Genomic DNA, 16,744 nt, shown 5'->3' with positions numbered 1-16,744 from the left:
ACATTCACATCTGGGCGCGCAAGGCACTGAACGTCGAAACCCTGGTGCCGGTGCGCGCCGCGATTTGGTTGAGGATCGCCTGATAGCGGGCGGGCGGCGCAATACCGAGCCTGGCGCGCACCCTATCGATATCCTCTGCCAGCAACGCTTCCAAATCCTCGCCCGGCAGCCAAGCGGCCTGGGCCCCGTGCGCGGCGGCTTCGCGCACCGCCTCCGCAACACCGGGTATTTTCAGTTTCGATTGACGCAGCAACTGCCCAATGCGCAGCCGGCCCAGAAACGCAATGACCGCAAAACTGCGGATTTTTTGCTGCGGATAGGAAAACGCCAACACGCACACCTCGCCCAGCTCATCGCGGCCATAGCCAGCCAGGACATGATATAAATCATGCATGTCGCGCATGCGCATCGCGAAAAGCCTCGCCCCTTCCTCACGATTGGCCAACGAGGCAATCGCCTCGCTCGAAATTTCGGCAAGCCCCTCGGCAGTCAGGTTTTCCTCCGCCATGAACGCCAAATAGCATCGCCCAACGCTATTGTCCGGCAGCGTGGCCAAAGCGGCCCGATCCGCCAGTGTATGGATCAGATGCCGGCGCTCCGCGATGATCTGCGCCCCCACAGGCGAGTTCCGAAACCGCTGGTAAGGCTTAACCCCAGAGCGCCCGCGCAACGCGTCGGTCAGGCGGAAAACCTGCGTGGTATCCTGAGGATCGCGCAACAAGCGCATAATCGCGATGGCTGCATCAAGCGGGCGCACCCGCGGCGGCTTATAAGGGCTGGAATTTGTCACCTGGGACATTGCTCGCCATTCCTCGCAAAAGGCGCACCGGATCGGTCCCACCCCTTCATGCAGATTGCAGCACGAAATGCCAACTGTTTTCTAAATTGTCAATAGAAATCGGGCCAGCCGCCCGCCGCATCGCGGTAAAACGACCCGCCAAACCGGGTCCGAGAGTTGCCCCGACACGGATTCACCGTTATGCCGACGCCCGCGCCATCAGGCGCGCCCGGAGGATCGACAGTGCCCACTCAGCCACCCTTGAACGTCCCAACACCGCGTCGCAGCGCATCGGCGCGTCGCCTCGCGATATTGGCTTCATCCGCCCTTACGCTGCTTTTATCGAGCTGCGGCCTGCAGCAAAACCTGTTCGGCGGCAGCGCCAAAGGTCTGGGTGAGCCTGCGCCACAACGCGGTGTGGTCGGGTTTGCCGTCACGCCGGTCCCCGAAGCCACCTTGGCCGCGCAGCAAATCCTCAATCAAGGCGGCAACGCCGCCGATGCCGCCACGGCTGCCGGCTTTGCGCTCGCCGTCACCCTGCCGTCGCGCGCGGGGCTGGGCAGCGGTGGCGCCTGCCTGATTCGCATGAAAGTCCATAAAGGCCCCATCACCACAACGGCGCTGATGTTCCTGCCCGAACCCGGCACAGGCGGCGGCTCACGCCCCGCCGCCGTGCCGATGCTCGCGCGTGGACTGGTCGCGATGCAAGCGCGCTATGGTCGTCTATCACTCGCGGCGGATCTGGCACCGGCTGAAACCATGGCCGGTGGCGGGGTGCCGGTTTCGCGGGCGTTGGCTGCTGATTTATCCGTGGTCGGTAACGCATTCCTTGCTGATCCCGCCGCCCGTGTCATTTTTGCCGGGCCAGACGGGCGCATTCTGCGCGAAGGCGAGACCCTGCAACAACCTGACCTCGCAAACATTCTCAATCACCTGCAGGCCAATGGCGTGCTTGATTTCTATCAAGGCCGCCTTGCCGCACGCATCACCCGCGCGGCGGATCAAGCGGGTGGCGGCCTCACCGCTGTTAATTTCCAAGATGCCAAACCGTTTTACGCGGCACCGATCATGCTGCACCGCTTTGGCGCACAGATTGCGCTGCTGCCACGCCCTGCGTCCGGTGGTGTCGGTGCCGCCGCCGGCATCGAGGCGCTCGCGCAAGACCCACAAAACCTTCCCATGGCTGCAACCCAAGCGCTCGATAGCGCCATGGCCGCACGCAATGGCAGCGTTCCTGCCGCGGGCACGGCCTTGCCCGCCTCAGCGGGATTCGCGGTGCTCGATGATCAGGGCGGTGCGGTCGGCTGTGTTACCAGCATGGATAATCTATTCGGCACCGGTCGCGTCGCACCGGGCACCGGCATTGTGCTTGCCGCATCACCAGCACGGATCAAGCCGCCCTTGCTCGCCGCCGGTCTCGCCAGCCAAGGTGCGAAATTTCGCGCCATTGCCGTGGGTTCAGGCCAGCAAGGCGCGCCGATGGCAGTGGCTGACGGCCTTTACAATGCCCTGCATGCGCGCATCGCCATGCCCAAAATGGTGCCTAGCCCTGGTCGCGTGAGTGTAATTGCTTGCGCGGGTGGTTTACCCGGCGCGCCGAAAAGCTGCACCGCCGCCGCTGATCCGCGCAGCTTCGGCCTCGCCGTGGGCAACCGTTAGCGCGCCGATCATGCTGAAAATCGGTGCGGCACAGGCGGTTCCGCCTTTTCGGGTAATGGATGTAATCACCGCTGCCAACGCCCTCAGCGCGCGGCTTGGTCCCTCTGACCCCGCCATCATCCGCATGGAAGTCGGCCAACCAGCACGCGGCGCGCCGGCCCACGCGCTGAGCGTTGCGCATCATGCCATGGGACAGCACGCGCTCGGCTATACCGAGGCGCTGGGCCTGCCCGAATTGCGCGCGCGCATCGCCACCCATTATGGCGAATGGTATGGCCTTGATGTTCCATCCAGCCGCATCGCGGTGGTGGCCGGCGCATCAGCCGGGTTTCCGCTCGGCTTTCTCGCCGCCTTCGAGCCAGGCGATCGCATCGCCCTCGCCACACCCTGTTACCCACCTTATTTGAACATCATGACCGCGCTCGGCCTGCACCCCGTCCGGCTGCCGAGCGATGCGTCAACCGGCTTTCAACCCACCATCGCCATGCTCGAGGCGCTCGATCCAGCGCCCGATGGGCTGCTCATCGCCTCGCCCGCCAATCCCACCGGCTCGATGCTCAGTGGCGATGATCTCGCCGCTTTGGCGCGCTACTGCCACGCCAAAGGCATCCGCCTGATCAGCGATGAGATTTATCATGGTCTGACCTACGGCAAACCTATCGCGACCGCGGCGGCTTACAGCCCCTCAGCCATCGTGATCAATTCTTTCTCGAAATATTTCTCAATGACCGGCTGGCGCGTTGGCTGGATGCTGTTGCCCGATGATTTAATCCGCCCGGTCGAACGGCTGGCGCAAAACATGTTCATTTGCGCGCCGCATGTTTCCCAAGTCGCGGCCCTCGCCGCGTTCGATTGCCACCCCGAACTGCAAGCGCGGCGTGATCGCTATGCCCAATCGCGCAACATCCTGCTCGCCACCTTGCCGCAAGCCGGGCTCGGCGCCATCGCCCCGCCCGATGGGGCGTTCTATCTCTACGCCGATATCAGCGCCGCCGGTCAGGACAGCACCGAATTCTGCCGCGCGCTGCTCGCCGATTGGCATATTGCCGCAACGCCCGGCCATGATTTCGACAGCGAACGCGGCGGCCACTTCATCCGCCTGTCCTATTGCGCTGACCCTGCGGATATCGAAATCGCCGCGCAACGCTTCATCGCCCGCGCCGCACAATCCTAGAGCGTGATTGATTATCATCAATATCGATCTAACTGCGAAACGCCATACTCTGCCCAACCGGCGCACCTAAAACCGCCCCATCGCGCATCACCACCGCACCGCGCACAATGGTCATCATCGGCCAGCCCGTCACTGACTCGCCCATGAACGGTGACCATCCGCACGGGCTGACGAGCCATTCCGGCTCAATCCGGCGCTGTGCCCGCAAATCCACCAAGGTAAAATCTGCATCATACCCCGCCGCGATCCGCCCCTTGCCCACGGCGCCATAAATCCGGGCCGGCCCCGCCGCCATCAATTCAACCAAGCGGGGCAGCGATAATCGGCCCTGATGCACCTGCTCCAGCATCACCGGCACCAGGGTTTGCACCCCGGTCAATCCGGCGGCGGTCTCTGGCCAGGGCCGCTGCTTGGCGCTGCGCGGATGCGGGGCATGATCGGAGCCAATCGTATCAACCAGCCCATCGGCCACCGCCCGCCACGCCGCCTCGACATGGCGGCGATCACGGATCGGCGGATTCATCACCGCATAAGCACCCAGCCGATCATAGGCGTCGGGCGCCATCTGGGTCAGGTGATTGACCAGCACCTCGACGCTCGCGACGTCCCGATAATCGGCGAGGAACGAAAACTCCTCCTCGGTCGAGACATGCAATATATGGGCAGGCCGTCCGGTCTTGCGCGCCAGCGCCATGATCCGCCTCGTGCCGAGCGCTGCACATTCTGGATCGCGCCATAGCGCATGATGGGCAAAGCCATCCCCGAGCGCAAAAAGCTGGCGCCGCGCCTGCAGCCGATATTCATCCTCCGAATGAAATGCAATCCGCCGCCGCCCCGCCCGCATCACCGCCTCGATCGAGGCATCATCCTCCACCAACAACGTGCCGGTCGATGAACCGGCGAATACCTTGATCGCGCAAATCCCTGGCTCTGCCTCCAAGGAAGCCAGCTGACCAATATTCTGCTTGGTCGCGCCGACATAAAGCCCGACATCGCACCAAGCGCGCCCGGCAATCGAGGCGCGCTTGGTCGCGAGTGCCGCTTCGTCAATGCCGGGCCTGCCAGTATTGGGCATATCGAACACAGCGGTGATGCCGCCCAGCACTGCACCGCGCGTGCCGGTCTCTAGCGTTTCCACCGTGGATAATTCACCCGAACCCGAATCCCGAAAATGCACGTGCGGATCAATCAAGCCCGGCAATATATGCAACCCGCTGGCATTGATACGCTGCGCCGCCTCACCCTGCGCGGCCAACGTTACGATCCGGCCCGCCCGCACCCCAATGCGCGCCTCAACCATCCCCCAGGGCAGGACCGCCACACCATTCTCGATGATCAAATCAAATTGCTCAACCATGACTCACCCCGCTAAAACCTCAAATACATCACCATCGACTGCACCGCCCAGCCCGTGCTGGTGATGCCACAACGCCAGAAACAACAGCCGCCAACATGCCATCCCAGCTCGCCGATCATGCGCCCGGCCAAATAAACGCCGCACCGCATCCGGCTCGGCCAATTCGGTGATGATCGGCGCGCGCGCCACCAAAGCGCCGAGCCGCTCGCCCTGACCGGCAATCCACGCCGCCACCGGCACGTCAAATCCTTGCTTGCGGGCAAAGGGGCGCGCCGCCGGTAAATAATGCGCAAGCCAGCGCCGCAGCAAATATTTGCCAAACCCGTTTTGCACCCGCAGCCGATCCGGCAGGGAGAACGCAAATCGCGCCACCTCTTTGTCCACAAAGGGCGTGCGCCCTTCAACCCCATGCGCCATCAGGCATCGGTCCAATTTCAACAGCAAATCATTCGGCAGCCATTCCGCAATATCCGCCCGCTGCGCGCGCGCCAACCGCGATCCCGGCAAGCCCTCAGCGCTCGCCGCAATCCCGGCGCGCCATTCTCTCCCGGTTGCACGCAAAACGCCAAGCTGATCGAACGCGCCTTTCGCACGCATCGGTCGGCCAAACGGCCAAGGCCGCATGGCGGCACGATACCGCCCGTACCCGGCAAACATTTCATCACCGCCCTCACCTGAGAGCACGACTTTCACCGACCCTGCCGCATGGCGCGCCAGAAACCAGGTCGGGATAATCGCATAATCCGCAACCGGATCATCCATCGCCGCAACGATTTGCGGCAAATGCCGCCACATCATCGCTTCACTGATCTCAATGCGCTCATGGCGCGCCCCCACCGCACGCGCCGTCATCGCCGCCGCGTCGCGCTCATCCGCGACCGATGCGGAATCAAACCCGGCGGTAAAAGCCAGCACCTTCGCGTTATTCAGCCGCGCCATCAACGCCAAAATCGTGGCACTATCGATGCCCCCGGAGAGAAACATACCATAAGGAACATCGCTGCGCTGATGCATCTCGACACTGTCTTGCAAGACCCGATCCAGCATCGCGAGCGCCGCATCCTCGCCCGATGGCGCGGCCCCCGCGATAATCGCCGGATGCGCGGCCCGCGCCACGATCTGCCCGTCACGCAGCGTCAGCACATCGCCCGGGCGCACCCGGTCAATCCCGGCAAACACCGTCTCGGTGCCGGTGGTAAATTGCACCTGTAACAGCTCCACCAGCCGGTCCGGGCGCAGCGTCGCTGGCGCCAACCCCGCACCGATCAGCGCTTGCGGTTCGGACGCAAAGCCGACGCCCTGATCGCTCATCGCGGTGTAAAGCGGCTTGATCCCGAATGGATCGCGCGCCAGCAAAACATCGCCCGCGACCGCCCGATCAAGTGCGAGCGCATACATGCCACGCAACGGGGCGATCAGGTCGGGCTGGTCTCGCGCCAAATAGAGCGGTGGCTCACAATCGCTGCCACTGGTCCAGGCGATATTGGGCATCGCCGCGCGCAATTCGCGATGATTGTAAATCTCGCCATTGCCAATCAGCACCGAATCCGCACCAAATAATGGCTGATCGCCGGTCGTCAGATCGATAATCGCGAGTCGGGTTTGCACCAAGGCCGCCCGCGCACTGATATGCGCCCCGCTGCCATCCGGCCCCCGATGCGCCAATCCACGCGCTAAGGCGGCCATGATTTCTGGGGTGATCCGCCCGCCTGGCTTGAACGCCATGCCCGCAATGCCGCACATCAGCGCACCAGCCCGCTCAGCGCATCCTGCCAAACGCGCAGCACCGCATCGCGCTCAAACTCAGCCTCGAACCGGGCGCGCCCCGCCGCCGCCAGCGCAGCGCCCCGCTGCCGATCATCCAGCACCGCCCGGATCGCCCCGGCCAATGCGTGCGGATCATCGATCGGCACCAACAGCCCATCCTGCCCGTCCTCGATCAGCTCGGACGGACCTTCCGCCGCCGCCGCCACCACCGGTGTACCCGCCGAAAACGCCTCCAGCACCATATTACCCAGCGGCTCGTGGCGCGACGAGGATACAAATACATCCGCCGCCTTGAGCAAGGCCCCGGCATCACCGCGCCAGCCGGGCAGATGCACGCGATCCCGCACGCCACACTCGGCTACCAACCGCTCCAGCGCCGCCCGCTCCGGCCCCGCACCCGCGATCACCGCATGCGCCGCGGGCACCTGCGCCATTGCGCGGATCAACACATCAAAACCCTTTACATTGTGCAGCCGTCCGAGCGCCAAAACCAACGGCACCGCATCCGGCACGCCCAATGGCGCGCGCGACGCGGCTTGCGTCGCTGCGAAATCATCGACAAAATTGGGCCAATAATGCACTTGAGCGGCGGGCCAGCCTTGATCCGCGATCCACCGAACGATCCCTCTGGTATTACCCACCAAATGATCGCAACGGCGAAAATATTTCAAATCATAATAGCCACCGAGCCGCCCTACCAAGGTCCAATCACCTTGCGGCGCATGCATCGCCGCCCGGCTCATCCAGGCAATCGCAATCTCGGCGCGAAAATCGCGCAACGCGGCAGCGATCACGGGCTTTGAGCGAAGATCCAGCACGCCGCCATACCGGGTCGTCACCGGCGCCAGTCCCAGCGCCGTCAATCGCGCAACGCGCTCAGGCTCGCCGCGAATCACCGGCAATACATCATTGCCCGACTGCGCCAATGCCAATGTCATCCGCTCGTAAAATAATTCGGCACCACCCTGCGCGGCACCGGCCATGAGCTGGGCGATTCTCATGCGGGCGCCAGCACGCCGAGTAAATCCCGCGCCGCCTGCGCCACGTCCTCCACCCGCAACCCCTCCATCGCCGCCTCACCCTCCGGACCCGGCGCGGCTACATACGCCGCATGCAGCCCCGCCGGTGCATATTCCGACGCACGCGAGCGCCCGAACAGCCCCAGCGTCGGCGTGCCTGCGGCCGCTGATAAATGCATCAGCCCAGAATCATTACCCACAAACAGCGAACAGCGGGCCAAGCAGGCGGCGGCCTCGGCCACGCTCAGCGCCCCGACCAAATCAATCGCCCCCGGCAACCCGGCGAGCACTGGCGCAGCCCGCGCCCGCTCAGCATCGCCAGGGCCACCAAATATCGCGATGCGCGGCAACGCCAAATGCTGCGCCAGCGCCACAAATCGGTCAGCCGGCCAAATTTTTCCATCCCAATTCGCCGTCGGCCCTAGCCCCAACAGCGCAGGCCCCTCCAGCAAAGCAGCCGCCCGCGCCCGATCTTGCGGTGCGGTCCACACCACCGGCAAAGGCGGTGGCGATAAGCGTAATGCATCGCCGATTTGCTGGTAACGCCGTCCCGGTCGCCGCCCACCCCGCACAATCAGGCGGCGTCGTGCCGGCAGCGCATAGGCCAAGACTGAGCCGCGAAAATCCACCACCAAATCCCAACGCTGCACCACCAGCCGCGACCATAGCGACAACCAATGCCGATCGAGGCTTTGTTTCTCAAAAATAATCAACCGCTCCAAGCCGGGCAGCCGGGCAAACACCCCTGCCGCCGCTGCGCCGCACGCCACCGTCAATTTCGCACCCGGATGCGTGGCACGAATATGCTCAATCGCGCCCGACGCTATGACCGCATCGCCCAGCCGAGACGAGGTAATGAATAAGATCGCCATCAACCCGGCTTAGCACGCCTTGCCGTCGTCAAGCCAAGGGGCCACATCTCGGCCATGAGCCATATCGCCACCCTGCCCGATCGCGGCGTCATCGCGGTCAATGGTCCGGATCGTATCAGTTTTCTCCAAGGGCTGGTGTCCAACGACGTCGGCCGTAGCGCGCCGGATCAGGCCGTCTGGTCGGCCCTGCTCACCCCGCAAGGCCGCTATCTCGCGGAGTTCTTTATCCTCACCGATGGCGCGTCCCTCCTGCTTGATGCACCAAGCAGCGCCATCCCCGATTTAATCAAGCGCCTGTCACGGTTTCGTCTGCGCAGCCAGGTCGAGATCGCGGATCGCTCCTGCGCGTTCACAATCCATGCCGCCTGGGGCGATGATTTTACACCACCCACCAGCAGCATCGCCGCCCGCGATCCGCGCCTGCCGCAAGCCGGTTGGCGGATTTTGGCACCAACGCCATTGCCGGACGCGCAAGAGCCCCCGGCATACCTCGCCCACCGGCTTGCTCTGGGTCTCCCCGATCATGCCGACCTGGAGCCAGAAAAAACATTGCTCATGGAAGCCGGCTTCGGCGAGCTCAACGGCATCGATTGGGAAAAAGGCTGTTATATGGGCCAGGAATTGACCGCCCGCACGCGCTATCGCGGCTTGGTCAAGCGCCGCCTGATCCCGGTCAATGGCGCGCAAACACTGCCCACGACCGGCCCGATCACCGTGGCGGACCGCGAGGTTGGCGAAATTCGCACGGCCCTTGGTCAGCGCGCCCTCGCGATGCTGCGGCTCGATGCGCTGGATCAACCCTTGCTCGCGGGCGTGATTGCCCTCAAACCCGACATACCAAGCTGGATGCAACTGCCCGCCGCCCCTTGATCTGCCCAACCATAACGGAGCGCCCGATGATTATTGTCCACCACCTCGAAGCCTCGCGCTCGCAACGGATTCTCTGGCTCCTGGAGGAGCTGGGTCTAGACTATGAGGTCAAGCTCTATAAGCGCGATCCGAAGACGATGCTCGCACCGCCAAGCTTGCGGGCGATCCATCCGCTCGGCAAATCCCCGGTGATCACCGATGGCGATCTGACCATCGCCGAAACCGGCGCGATCATTGAGTATCTCATTGATAAATACGGCGCCAACCGCCTGATCCCGCCAGCTGGCAGCGATGAGCGGCGCCTCTACACCTATTGGCTGCATTACGCCGAAGGCTCAGCCATGCCCTTTCTGGTGATGAAGCTGATTTTCACCGAAATGCCCAACCAAGGCCCACGCCTTGCAGCCCCCTTGCTCCGCATGATCGGCAAACAGGTCGGCGATAAATTCCTCGACCCCAACATCGCGACCAGTATTCGCTTTTGGGAGGATAGCCTCGCCAATTCGACCTGGTTTGCCGGCAATGAATTGACCGGCGCCGATATCATGATGAGCTTCCCCATCGAAGCCGCTCGCTCGCGCGGCCTGCTCCACGGCAGCTTTCCGCGCCTGAACGCTTTCCTCGCCGCCGCCCACGCCCGCCCGGCCTATCAGCGCGCACTGGCCAAAGGCGGACCCTACCCTTACGCCTGACGGGTCGCTGACCGCACTGACCCAAGCCCTACCGATAACGCGGCGCCGCCCACAATCAACAAAGCGGCGCCGATAATCGGCAGCGTCAATGCGGCGCGACCCGCGAGGATCAGCAAGCCGGTTGAGAGCAGCGGCGCGGCATAGGATAATGTCCCCAGCAGCGCCAAATCGCCGCGCTTGGTGGCAAAATCCCAGAAGAAGAAGGCAAGCCCGACCGGCCCCAACCCCAGCGCGATCATGGCCAAAAACTGGCCCTCACGCGGCAGTACCGTCGGCTCAGCGGCGGTGTGGACCAGCAACGCGGCCAGCGATACGGCGCCGCAAACACCGGCGATCAATTCGCTGGGCACCTCGCTAATCCACCGATTCGCAACAGAATAACCCGCCCACACAAAAGCCGCAGCCAGCGCACAGCCATAGCCCAGCGCCGTGCCATGACCGCCCCAGCCGCTGCCCAACAAAATCAACATGGTCCCCGCCAATCCCATCGCCGCACCCAGCATATGCCGCCAACGCAACGAACCGTCGGGCAAGGCGGCTGAAAACAACACAATCAACAGCGGCCACAAATAATTCAACAGGCTCGCTTGTGCCGGCGGCGCATAATCCAGCGCGGTGAAATAGAGCGCATGATAACAAAAAATCCCGCCAAACCCGATGGCCCAAGCCCGCCAGCCTTGCCGCAGCCGGGCGAGCCGCCCGCGCGCGATCACCACGGTCAAACCGGCGCAAAAAGCCACAAAAAAACTGATCGCCAGCGTCTCGAACGGAGGAATCCCGCGCGTCACCACCGCGAGCAGAGCAAGGCTCGACCATAACAAAATGGCCAGCCCGCCAATCGCCGTCGCCCGGCGCCGAAGCTGCATCGCCGTCACCGCGCCTTGATTGCAGGCCGCACCCTGCTGCTCACCGAGGCCTCAGCCGCAAAGTTCTGCCTTGGCTTGCCGATATTCAGCAATCAACCGCTCGATCCGCACGCGCGCCGGCACCACCGCATCAATCGCGCCAATCCCCTGCCCCGAGCCCCAAATATCCTTCCAGGCCTTGGCTTTCGCCCCTTCATGGAAATTCATCGCTGATGCATCGCTCTCGGGCAAATGATCCGGATCAAGCCCCGCCGCGACCACGCTTGGCTTGAGGTAATTGCCATGTACGCCGGTAAATAAGTTGGTATAAACAATATCATCTGCGCCATTATCCACGATGGCCTGCTTATAGGCTTCCGAGGCATTCGCTTCTTCGGTCGCGATAAAGGCCGAGCCGATATAGCCGAAATCCGCCCCCATCGCCTGCGCCGCCAGCACCGCCCGCCCGGTCGCAATGGCCCCGGACAAGGCCAACGGCCCGTGGAACCAGGTTCGAATTTCCTGGATCAACGCAAACGGCGAAATAACCCCGGCATGGCCGCCGGCACCGGCGGCCACCGCAATCAACCCATCAGCCCCTTTCTCAACCGCCTTATGGGCAAATTTGTTATTAATAATGTCATGCAGCACTACGCCGCCATAAGAATGCACGGCGGCATTCACATCCTCACGCGCGCCGAGCGAGGTAATCACCACCGGCGCCTTATATTTCACGCACATCGCCAAATCATGCTCAAGCCGCGCGTTCGAGCGATGCACAATCTGATTGACGGCATAAGGTGCGGCTTTCCGATCAGGATGCGCCCGATCCCAAGCCGCCAAGGCCTCGGTGATCTCGGCCAGCCACTCATCGAGCTTGGCATCAGGCCGCGCATTCAGCGATGGAAACGAGCCCACAATCCCGCTGGTGCATTGGGCAATCACCAGCTTGGGGTTGGACACAATGAACAACGGCGAGCCGATCACCGGAATCGCCAAATTATCGCGTAATATTGCTGGAACGGTCATACCTCTTTGTGGAATGACCGCCCGATTACGTCAAGGAACCATCCGGCCCCAATCGGTCGCGCTATGAGCTGCCAATCAGCACGCCCATCACAAACACAATGGCACCGCCCAGCGCGACCTGCATCGCCGCCCGCATTGGCGGCGTATCCATATATTTGGCCCGAATCCACGAAATAATCCCCAATTCCAGCACCACCACCGCAAAGGCGATCGACATGGCCGTCCAGAAATTCGGGATCAGGAACGGCAATGTATGGCCAAGCCCCCCCAACGTGGTCATGCCGCCAGTAATCACACCACGCACAATCGGCGAACCACGCCCGGTCAAGCTGCCATCATCGGATAAAGCTTCGGCAAACGCCATCGAAATACCCGCGCCCAATGATGCGGCAATCCCAACAATGAAGGCATCCCAAGGTTTGCCAGTGGCAAAAGCCGAGGCAAACACCGGTGCCAGCGTTGAAACCGACCCATCCATCAACCCGGCGAGGCCCGGCTGAATATAGCGCAGTACAAAATTGCGCCGGGCCGCATCATCCTCTTCCGAGCGCACCGATTGCGGTAAATTCTCTTCGGTCAATTGGTCGGCCACCCGCTCATGCCCCTGCTCGGCCTGAGCCAGATCGCCCAATAATTTCCGCACCGCGACATCTGATGTGCGGCTGGCCGCCAACCGATAGAAATTGGCCGTCTCGGCCTCCATGCTCTCGGCCAACTTACGCACATCTTGAATGCTGGGGCGGGGCATTTGCCACACCGCCTTGCGGCTCAAAAAGCCGCGCACATCCTGGCGCCGGATCAGTGGAATATGGTTGCCGAATTTCTCTTGATATAAATCGATCAGGCGGCGGCGATGCTCGCTTTCCTCCTCCGCCATATCGACAAACACTTTCGCCGAGGCCGGGTAATCGACATGCAGCCGCTCGGCAATATCAGCATAAATCCGACCATCCTCCTCTTCGGAGCCGATCGCCAACGCCAAGATCTCTTGTTCAGACAGTTCAGAAAAGTTTCGCATGCCCATCAGAGTGGTGGTGCGCCGCGAAACGGTCAAGCCCTAACTTATTGACATTTATTCGCAATTCGCTCCCAAAATCGCAAAATGGCAGACCCAGCAGACGATAAAAACACAGACGACCGATCGCTAACCTATTGCACTCGCTGCCGATCCCTGCATGATCGCGTTCATGAGTGCCACCACCGCCCGTCCTGCCACGCCCGAGCCAGAACCTAAGCTGCTGGCCGACCCGACTTTGTGCCCCTGCAATTCGGGATTACGCCGCACGCGATGCTGCGGCCTGAGTGCCGCTGGTTTGCCTGATCCTGCCAATCATTCACTGCTCGATACGACGGTTGAACTCGCCAAAACCGCGCGCACCGGCGGGCGCAACCGCGAGGCCGAGCGCTATTTGCTGCAGGTGCTTGATTTAGCGCCGCTACACCGTGAAGCTCTGCGCGTGCTCTATGAATTGCGTCGCGCGGAAAACCGCCTGCAAGCCGCCGAGGCCCTGATTAAGCGCATTTGCAGCATCGACCCGCCCGTCGCGGTCATTCTGCTGCAATACGCCCAACTGCTGATCGGGCTTGGCCGCCATGCCGATGCCGAAGCCCCGGCCCGCGCCGCGCTCAAATTGGCCCCGCGTGAGGCATCTGCACATCACATGATCGGCATGATTTTCACCGAAACCAATCGCGTCCTCGCGGGCGAGCGCCATTACCGCCTTGCACTCAGCTTCAGCGAACCGAACGACGCGGCGATCATCGGCAATCTGGCCTGGAACTTGAAATTGCAGGGGCGGCTCGACGAGTCGGCGGCTTTGTATCAATCGGCCATGGCGCAGCGGGCCGAAAACCCGCGCACCCTCTCTGGTCTGGCGCAGGTCGAGGCCGGGCGTGGTAATTTCGACCGGGCCGAGGCCCTGATTGGCCAGGCGAAACAAGCTGCACCCAATGATCGGATGATCGGCCTGCTCGACGCGCTGGCCCGGCTGCACCGCAACGACCCCGCCGGCTGCATCGAACGGATCGATGCCACCGCCGCCGCCATCGCGCCGCAAAGCTTGGTCGCCACCGAACTAGCGGCCAAAGGCCAAGCGCTTGAGCGGCTTGGCGATATCGAGGCTGCTTTCAGCGCCTACCAGCAAGCCCGCAGCTTCCAGCGTGAGCGCGCCGGTCGGCGGTTCGACCCGGCACCGCTCGATCAGCGCCTTGCCGCCCTGAAACAAACCTTTCTCTCCGATCGGCTCGGCGCTTTGCCGCGCGCGCCGATCCAACCAGGCGCGCCGATGCCAATTTTCCTGCTCGGCACCGCACGCTCAGGCACCTCGTTGCTGGAATCGATGCTCGCCCAAATCCCAGGCATCGACCCCGCCGATGATCGCGGCCCGCTGCCCGACCTATCGCGCCTGCTGCCCAAAATGATCGCCGGACTCGGTGGCCCGGCCAGCGAATTTCCCGATGCGCTGATCGATACCATCGCCGGTGACGCGCGCGATGTCATCCCGATGCTCGGCGCGCGGTATCTGCGCAGCATGCAAATCAGCGGCATCGCCAATGCCGAAACCCGCTTCATCACCGATCGCAGTGCCGACCTGCCCTGGACGCTCGGCCTCGCCGCCATGCTGTTCCCCACCGCCCCGGTGATCCAGGTCTTGCGCCATCCGCTCGATGTCGGCCTGTCGTGTTTCGCACAGGACCGATTATACGCGGGCAATGCCGGCGTGACACTGGAAAGTGCGGCCAAATTTTATGACACCACAATGTCCGCGATCAGCCATATTCGCGGCCAAATGACCCTGCGCTATCTGCCGGTTCGCTACGAGGATTTGATCACCGCCCCGGTCGCCACCTTCGCGCGGGTGCTTGATTTTATCGGCATTCAGGTCGATGCCGCCGCCGCCCTGACCGCACCGGCCCGCAAAGTGCCGCGCACCCCCGCCTATGCGGTCACACGGGAAAAACTGCATCGCCGCAGCCTGAACCGCCATCAGAATTTCGGTGCCCGGCTCGACCCGATGCGCCCCATCCTCAACCCCTGGATTGAGGCTCTCGGTTACACTCCCAGCGCACAGCAGGCCGCATGAACGACATGCCACCCCCCCAAGCCGACGCCGCACCGGCCAGCGCGCCACCTGCCAGCGTTCCGGCGTCGGCAGCGCCTGATGCTGCGCCAGCGCAAGCGCCATCGGGACCGGCCAGCGCTGGTGCGCCACCACCGCCCATTGCCGGCGGGATCAAAGTGACGCTCGGCGAAGTGCTCAATGAAATCAGCGCCTATGAGCGTGATGGCAAGCTTGATCTGGCCGAAGACCTCGCCGAACGTGTGTTGCGCGCCGCCCCCAACCACGCTCATGTGCTGCATCTCTCCGGCATCGTCGCCTATCGGCGCGGCAAAATCGATCTGGCCATCGAACGGATGGAACGCTCGATGGAACTTTCCCCTGAAGTGCCGGTCTATCCGCGCAATATGTGCGAAATCTATCGCGGCGCGGGCCGGCTGGATGACGCACTGCGCGTCGCCCACCGCGCCATCGAACTGGCACCCGAGGATAGCCGCGCCCATTTCAATCACGCGCTGATCCGCTACGAGCGGCTCGAACTCAATGACGCACTCGCCGCCGCAGATCGCGCGATTGAGCTTGATGCCAATTTCCCCGAAGCCCATTTCGAGCGCGCCGAAATCTTGCTCCTCGCAGGCCAATTAACCCCCGGCTGGGAGAGCTATGAATGGCGCTTCAAGCTCAAACAAGCCGAAGGGATGCTGCCAAAGACCGACAAACCACAATGGGATGGCGGGCCATTGCCCGAAGGCCGACTCCTGATCGTTGCCGATCAGGGCTTTGGCGATTGCATCCAATTTGGCCGCTACATCCCCTGGCTCGCCGAACGCGCGCCCAAACCCGTGCTCGCCTGCAGCGGCGATCTGGTGCCGATCCTTAAACAAATTAACGGCATCGGTCGCATCGTCACACGCTGGGAAGCCACCGGCGATTTTGATGCCTACATCCCGCTGTCCGGCCTGCCCCGTCTGGCTGGCACCACTATCGATACGATACCCGCAACCATCCCCTACCTCCACCCTGACCCCGCCAAAATCGCCGCGTGGCGGCAACAGCTCGACGCACTCACCCCGCGCCATAAAAAGCGCATCGGCCTCGTTTGGGCAGGGCGGCCAACCCATAAAAACGACCGGAAACGCACGGTCAAACTGCGCCAATTCGCCCCGCTATTCGCCCGGCCCGATATTGCGATTGTCACCGTGCAAAAAGGCGACCGGATCGATGAGGTCGGACAGTATTTCGGCCCCGCCCCGTTGGTCAATCTTGGCCCCACCATCCAAGATTTCACCGATACGCTGGCGATCATGCAAAGCCTGGATCGGCTGGTCACCATCGATACCTCGGTCGCCCATCTCGCTGGCGCGAGTGGCGTGGCCACCTCGCTGATCCTGCCTTTTGCGCCCGATTGGCGCTGGCTGCATGGGCGTGATGACACGCCGTGGTATCCATCGATCAAATTATATCGCCAACAGCGCCCCTATGACTGGTCTGGCGTGGTCGAGCGACTCGCTGCCGAGATTTGATCAAGTCAAAGCGTCGAATTATGACAATTTAATGACAGTAAAACGGATCAAATATCAGTTATAATTGCCTTTTTACCATGATCGCCGCCAATTCACCCGG

At 62.6% G+C, this 16,744-nt stretch carries 14 protein-coding genes; 6 read left to right on the top strand and 8 right to left on the bottom strand.

All coding sequences use genetic code 11. The features are described from left to right. Positions 1-4: 4 nt before the first annotated feature. Entirely contained in the window at positions 5-799 is a 795-nt protein-coding gene (locus ACYUCQ_RS01790) for a Coq4 family protein (RefSeq protein WP_460252780.1), read from the bottom strand. A 222-nt stretch (positions 800-1,021) separates the two neighbouring features. On the opposite strand from ACYUCQ_RS01790, the gene ACYUCQ_RS01785 reads away from it, so the two are divergent. Both ACYUCQ_RS01785 and ACYUCQ_RS01780 read left to right on the top strand, forming a co-directional pair. Further along, positions 1,022-2,437, top strand: coding sequence for a gamma-glutamyltransferase (locus ACYUCQ_RS01785; protein ID WP_460252779.1), 1,416 nt, complete (start codon positions 1,022-1,024; stop codon positions 2,435-2,437). Between the two features lie 7 nt (positions 2,438-2,444). Then, on the top strand, positions 2,445-3,611 hold the full coding sequence (locus tag ACYUCQ_RS01780) for a pyridoxal phosphate-dependent aminotransferase (RefSeq protein ID WP_460252841.1): 1,167 nt from the start codon (positions 2,445-2,447) through the stop codon (positions 3,609-3,611). A 28-nt stretch (positions 3,612-3,639) separates the two neighbouring features. On the opposite strand, the gene ACYUCQ_RS01775 is transcribed toward ACYUCQ_RS01780, so the two are convergent. The 4 genes from ACYUCQ_RS01775 to ACYUCQ_RS01760 are packed head-to-tail and all read right to left on the bottom strand — an operon-like array spanning position 3,640 to position 8,626. Then, positions 3,640-4,968, bottom strand: a complete 1,329-nt coding sequence (locus ACYUCQ_RS01775; RefSeq protein WP_460252778.1) for a dihydroorotase — start codon at positions 4,966-4,968, stop codon at positions 3,640-3,642. A 3-nt stretch (positions 4,969-4,971) separates the two neighbouring features. Then, the gene (asnB, locus tag ACYUCQ_RS01770; protein WP_460252777.1) at positions 4,972-6,711 is read right to left on the bottom strand and encodes an asparagine synthase (glutamine-hydrolyzing); all 1,740 of its coding nucleotides are present in this window, start codon (positions 6,709-6,711) and stop codon (positions 4,972-4,974) included. Beyond that, positions 6,711-7,736 (bottom strand): glycosyltransferase, encoded by a 1,026-nt coding sequence (locus ACYUCQ_RS01765; protein WP_460252776.1) that lies wholly within the window; start codon positions 7,734-7,736, stop codon positions 6,711-6,713. The genes asnB and ACYUCQ_RS01765 overlap by 1 nt, the downstream gene beginning before the upstream one ends. Beyond that, positions 7,733-8,626 (bottom strand): glycosyltransferase family 9 protein, encoded by an 894-nt coding sequence (locus ACYUCQ_RS01760; protein ID WP_460252775.1) that lies wholly within the window; start codon positions 8,624-8,626, stop codon positions 7,733-7,735. The genes ACYUCQ_RS01765 and ACYUCQ_RS01760 overlap by 4 nt, the downstream gene beginning before the upstream one ends. A gap of 54 nt (positions 8,627-8,680) precedes the next feature. On the opposite strand from ACYUCQ_RS01760, the gene ygfZ reads away from it, so the two are divergent. Together ygfZ and ACYUCQ_RS01750 are read left to right on the top strand one after the other, a co-directional pair. Then, the gene (gene ygfZ, locus ACYUCQ_RS01755; protein WP_460252774.1) at positions 8,681-9,496 is read left to right on the top strand and encodes a CAF17-like 4Fe-4S cluster assembly/insertion protein YgfZ; all 816 of its coding nucleotides are present in this window, start codon (positions 8,681-8,683) and stop codon (positions 9,494-9,496) included. A gap of 26 nt (positions 9,497-9,522) precedes the next feature. Next, positions 9,523-10,188 carry a glutathione S-transferase family protein gene (locus tag ACYUCQ_RS01750; protein WP_460252773.1) on the top strand — a complete coding sequence of 222 codons (666 nt, stop codon included), beginning with the start codon at positions 9,523-9,525 and terminating at the stop codon, positions 10,186-10,188. Here ACYUCQ_RS01750 and yddG read toward each other — a convergent pair. From yddG to mbfA, 3 genes are all read right to left on the bottom strand, one after another. Beyond that, positions 10,179-11,054 (bottom strand): aromatic amino acid exporter YddG, encoded by an 876-nt coding sequence (gene yddG / locus ACYUCQ_RS01745; RefSeq protein WP_460252772.1) that lies wholly within the window; start codon positions 11,052-11,054, stop codon positions 10,179-10,181. The two genes, ACYUCQ_RS01750 and yddG, sit on opposite strands and share 10 nt — an antisense overlap. 51 nt (positions 11,055-11,105) lie before the next feature. Then, positions 11,106-12,062 carry an NAD(P)H-dependent flavin oxidoreductase gene (locus ACYUCQ_RS01740; RefSeq protein ID WP_460252771.1) on the bottom strand — a complete coding sequence of 319 codons (957 nt, stop codon included), beginning with the start codon at positions 12,060-12,062 and terminating at the stop codon, positions 11,106-11,108. Positions 12,063-12,123: 61 nt separating this feature from the next. After that, positions 12,124-13,080 (bottom strand): iron exporter MbfA, encoded by a 957-nt coding sequence (gene mbfA / locus ACYUCQ_RS01735; protein WP_460252770.1) that lies wholly within the window; start codon positions 13,078-13,080, stop codon positions 12,124-12,126. 169 nt (positions 13,081-13,249) lie between these two features. Between mbfA and ACYUCQ_RS01730 the strand changes: the two genes are divergently transcribed. Both ACYUCQ_RS01730 and ACYUCQ_RS01725 read left to right on the top strand, forming a co-directional pair. Then, the gene (locus ACYUCQ_RS01730) at positions 13,250-15,145 is read left to right on the top strand and encodes a sulfotransferase family protein (RefSeq protein WP_460252769.1); all 1,896 of its coding nucleotides are present in this window, start codon (positions 13,250-13,252) and stop codon (positions 15,143-15,145) included. Beyond that, positions 15,142-16,644 carry a tetratricopeptide repeat protein gene (locus tag ACYUCQ_RS01725; RefSeq protein ID WP_460252768.1) on the top strand — a complete coding sequence of 501 codons (1,503 nt, stop codon included), beginning with the start codon at positions 15,142-15,144 and terminating at the stop codon, positions 16,642-16,644. The genes ACYUCQ_RS01730 and ACYUCQ_RS01725 overlap by 4 nt, the downstream gene beginning before the upstream one ends. The last annotated feature ends 100 nt before the right edge of the window (positions 16,645-16,744 follow it).

Source organism: Acidiphilium sp. MT5 (genome assembly GCF_054767495.1).
Note: the sequence above shows the minus strand (reverse complement) of the source record. Positions and strands in the feature narration are given on the sequence as shown.